The organism is Kitasatospora sp. NPDC059722 (assembly GCF_042733235.1).
Classification (GTDB): Bacteria; Actinomycetota; Actinomycetes; order Streptomycetales; family Streptomycetaceae; genus Kitasatospora.
Map to the genome: position 1 here is coordinate 1 of NZ_JBHWGD010000231.1, position 4,038 is coordinate 4,038.

At 74.0% G+C, this 4,038-nt stretch carries 5 protein-coding genes; 4 read left to right on the forward strand and 1 reads right to left on the reverse strand.

Features of this window, described 5'->3' with window-relative positions:
• Positions 1–232: 232 nt before the first annotated feature.
• The 4 genes from ACFV4F_RS42740 (at position 233) to ACFV4F_RS42755 (ending at position 3,189) form a co-directional block, all read left to right on the forward strand.
• Positions 233–481 (forward strand): hypothetical protein, encoded by a 249-nt coding sequence (locus ACFV4F_RS42740; protein WP_329931473.1) that lies wholly within the window; start codon positions 233–235, stop codon positions 479–481.
• A 175-nt stretch (positions 482–656) separates the two neighbouring features.
• Positions 657–1,316, forward strand: a complete 660-nt coding sequence (locus ACFV4F_RS42745; RefSeq protein WP_380445764.1) for a zinc ribbon domain-containing protein — start codon at positions 657–659, stop codon at positions 1,314–1,316.
• 176 nt (positions 1,317–1,492) lie between these two features.
• The gene (locus ACFV4F_RS42750; RefSeq protein WP_380511315.1) at positions 1,493–1,894 is read left to right on the forward strand and encodes a hypothetical protein; all 402 of its coding nucleotides are present in this window, start codon (positions 1,493–1,495) and stop codon (positions 1,892–1,894) included.
• Positions 1,895–1,995: 101 nt separating this feature from the next.
• On the forward strand, positions 1,996–3,189 hold the full coding sequence (locus tag ACFV4F_RS42755; protein WP_380511318.1) for a trans-sulfuration enzyme family protein: 1,194 nt from the start codon (positions 1,996–1,998) through the stop codon (positions 3,187–3,189).
• Between the two features lie 13 nt (positions 3,190–3,202).
• On the opposite strand, the gene ACFV4F_RS42760 is transcribed toward ACFV4F_RS42755, so the two are convergent.
• Positions 3,203–4,038, reverse strand: an 836-nt coding sequence (locus tag ACFV4F_RS42760) for a PP2C family protein-serine/threonine phosphatase (protein WP_380511321.1), incomplete at its 5' end; no start/stop codon positions are given.

Consider the following 4,038-nt stretch of genomic DNA (forward strand, 5'->3'; position numbering starts at 1 on the left):
CCGGTCCCACTCGTCCTTGCTCAGATCTCCCCGCCCCATGACCAGTACAACGAGCCGATCATGCGACGGTCACAAGATCCGCCGTACAGAACCTAAGGCCTGCCCGGGTCCGCGGAACCCCGCCCGCGCTGCTCTACACGCCTGTAGAGTTCGACGGGTGAGCTGCACGCCTGGTCGCGTGGCCGCCCGACCCGGGAGGCCGCCGGCCACGTCCGGGCCGGGAGGCGGAACCGTGGTGGAGAGTCGGCGCAGTCCTGCGGACGGCGGGGAGCCGGACGGGCCGGACGTCCAGTGGGTGTACCAGCCGGTCGAGGTGCACCTCCCGGACGGCTCCTGGCGGCTCGGCCGGATCAGCGGCTGGTGGCAGGACGCGGGCGGCGAGCGCTGGTGCCGCCTGCGGGTCACCCGCAGCGGCCGCCCGGCGGGCTGGGAGCGGTTCGACCCGTCGCGCGTGGTGCTGCTCCCGGCGGCGGGGCTGTGACCGCGGCCTGAGCAGGAGGTATCCCGGGGCCGGCGAATGTCACGGTTCGGCCCTGGTCGTGCTGCAACCGGTCTGCGGGACCTGGCGCAACCGCCCCGGTCCGTGCGAACGTCGCTTCGGGCGCGGTCGACGTGATGACCACCCACCTGCCACTCCACCAGTTTCCGGGGACGACGTGAGTTCCGAGATCTACTTCAGCAGCAACTACCGCGACATGTGCGAGCAGTACGGCACCGGCGCGGGCTTCCAGTTCGAATTCTCCTGCTACCGCTGCTCCGACACCTGGCGCTCGCCGTTCGAGGCGTTCACCACCGGCCAGGTGGCCGGGTGGATCGGCAAGGGCGTCAGCGCCGCCTGGAACCTCATCGGCGGCAACGCCAACACCATCAGCAACGCCGCCGACGGCCTGGCCGGGCACACCTGGGGCAGCGCGCGCGACGCCGCGTTCCAGCGCGCGATCACCAACGCCCAGACGCACTTCAACCGCTGCGCCCGCTGCACCACCTACGTGTGCGGCCGCTGCTTCGACCCGGGCCAGGGCCTGTGCCACAACTGCGCCCCGGACACCGCCGCCGAGGCCATGGTGGCGCAGCGGCGCGGCCTCAACGACATGGTGTCCGAGCGCGCCTACAGCGTCGGCCAGCAGTCCGGTGCGGAGTTCGACGTGAACGCGCGACGGCAGCTGGTGTGCCCGCAGTGCTCGGCGGAGACGCACGGCACGCCGTTCTGTCCGGGCTGCGGGTACCGGCTCGCGCAGCCGTCCGAGTGCGCGGGCTGCCACAAGGAGGTGCCGGACGGTTCGGCGTTCTGCCCGTCCTGCGGCACCAGGCGCTGACGCCGGGGCAGACGGGGAGGCGGGGAAGGCGGGGGAGGGATGCGCTCCGGATTCCGTTCCGGGGCGCACGTCCGCGATTTCCGGCCGCCGGACGGGAACCCCGGGGCCCGGATGCGTCGTCGTTCTCCTTGGTTGACGCCCGGGCAGGACCCGGGCGCCGAAGTACGAGGAGCACGATGACTCAGCGGATCGCACGTTCGATGGCCGGCGCCCTGGTGGCGCTGCTGGCCGCCCTCGGCCTCGGTGCCGTGGCGTCGGGCGCGCCCGCGGCGGCGGCACCGCGCGCGGTGGCGGTCGCCCAGTCCACGGCCGGTCAGTCCACGGCCGGTCGGTCCACGGCCGGTCAGTCCACGGTCGGTTCGGCGGACGCGCACGCAGTGACGACCGTGACGGCCGCCGAGCGCTCGCAGTCGGCGGCTCGGCTCGCGGCGCCCCAGCCCCAGAAGAAGAAGTCCGGGTTCTTCGCCAAGCTTGGCAAGTTCCTGCTGGTCGTGGTGATCCTGATCATCCTGCTCTTCGTGCTGCTGATCATCGGCATCATCTACTTCGTGAAGCGGATATTCAGCCGCCGCCGCTGAGCGCCCCACCGCGCCGACAGCCCGCCGGCACCCCGCCGCCCAGGGCCCAATGATCGCGATTGGCCCTGGGCGGCGCGGTCGTCCGGCCCCAGGATGGCGGCATGAGCGACTTCGACCGCACGCTGCGCCCCGAGAGCCGGATCGTCCACCCGCCCGTCGTGGAGGTGAACGGCAGCCGCCCGATGGGCGTGCCGCTCCACCAGGGCCACGTGTTCGCCTTCGACTCCAGCGACGCCCTCGTGGCGGCCTTCAGCGGCCCCGACGGCGGGTTCGTCTACAACCGCAACGGCAACCCGACGGTCCGTTCGCTGGAGGAGGCCGTCGCCGGCCTGGAGGGCGGCACCGGCGCGCTCGCCACCTCCTCCGGGATGGGCGCCATCAACACCGTCCTGCTCGCCCTGCTGCGCTCCGGGGACCACGTGATCGCCCAGCGCAGCCTCTACGGCGGGACGTTCGCGACGCTGGCCGACCTCGTCGAGCGCTGGGGCGTCGAGGTCACCCACGTCGGGGGCGACGACCCGGCCGAGGTGACGGCCGCCCTGCGGCCCAACACGCGGCTGCTGCACCTGGAGACGATCTCCAACCCGACGACGAGGGTCACCGACCTGCCCGGCCTGATCGCCGCGGCGAAGGCGGCCGGGGTCGTCACCGTCGTGGACAACACCTTCGCGACGCCGCTGCTGTGCCGGCCGATCGAGCACGGCGCGGACATCGTGATCCACTCGGCCACCAAGTACCTCGGCGGCCACTCGGACGTCCTGGCCGGACTCGCCGTCTTCGCCGACCGGGAGCTCCACGAGAAGGTCTGGCACCACGCGCTCGAACTCGGCGCCACCGCCGACCCGTTCGCCGCCTGGCTCACCCTGCGCGGCATGCAGACCCTCGCGCTGCGGGTCCGCCGCCACTGCGACACCGCCCTCGACCTGGCCGGCCGCCTCGCCGCGCACCCGGCGGTGACCGCCGTCCACTACCCGGGCCTGCCGGCGCACCCCGACCACGGGCTGGCACTGCGCCTGCTGCCCGAGGGGCACGGCGGCGTCCTCGCGTTCGACCTCGCGGGCGGGCGGGAGGCGGCCCGCGCGTTCACCGAGTCCGTCCGGCTGGCCTCGCTGGCGCCGTCGCTCGGCGGCGTGCACACGCTGGTGCTGCACCCGGCCAGCACGTCCCACCGGCAGCTGTCGGACGCCGAGTTGGCGGCGGCCGGGATCGGCGCGGGGACGGTCCGGGTCGCGGTGGGCATCGAGCACCCCGAGGACCTGTGGGCGGACCTGGAGCAGGCGCTCGCGAAGGTCTAGCGGGGCAGTCGGCTCAGCGCGGCCGGGGCCGGGCGGCCAGGAGCGCGATGTCGTCCTCGGCCGCCGCCGGCGCGATCGAGTGGAGGAGCGCGTCGAGGAGGTCGTCCAGCTCGCCCGCGGCGGGCAGGCGGAGGTCGGCGAGCCGCGCGAGCGAGACGTCGATGTCCTCGCCGCGGCGCTCGACCAGGCCGTCCGTGTAGAGGAGGAGGGTCTGGCCCGGGCTGAGCGGGTGGGTCGCCTGCTCGTAGCCGCCGAGTCCGGTGCCGAGCGGCGGGCCGGTGGGGATCCGCAGGAGCTCGGTGGCGCGGCCCGGGGCGATGAGGGCGGGCGGCAGGTGGCCCGCGCTGGAGAGCGTCCAGCGGCCGCGGCTGGGGTCGGCGAGCACGAGGAGGCAGGTCGCCGGGCGGGCGGAGTCGTTGGCGGAGATGACGGTGTCGAGCTGGCGCAGGATGCGGTGCGGCGGCAGGTCCATCCCGGCCACGTCGCGCAGGGTGGAGCGGTAGTGGCTCATGTCCACCGCCGCCTCCACGCCGTGGCCCATGACGTCGCCCATCACCAGCAGCGTGCGCCCGAACGGCAGCCGGACGCTCTCGTACCAGTCGCCGCCGACCACCGAGGTGGTGCCGGAGGGCAGGTAGCGGGAGGCGAGGTCGAGGTTCTGGTGCGGGTTGCCGGGCTCGCTGAGCAGGGCGCGCTGGAGTTCGAGCGCGATGCCCTGCGAGCGGGTGTAGCGGCGGGCGTTGTCGATGCTCGTGGCGGCGCGGCCGGCCAGGTCCCCGAGCAGCTCGGTCTCGTCGGGGGTGAAGGCGGGCACGGCGTCGGTGCGGCCGAGGGTGAGCAGGCCGACGA

Coding starts and splice junctions, on each gene's coding strand:
- ACFV4F_RS42750 (WP_380511315.1), top strand. CDS start 1,493: ATGACTCAGCGGATCGCACGTTCGATGGCCGGCGCCCTGGTGGCGCTG.
- ACFV4F_RS42755 (WP_380511318.1), top strand. CDS start 1,996: ATGAGCGACTTCGACCGCACGCTGCGCCCCGAGAGCCGGATCGTCCAC.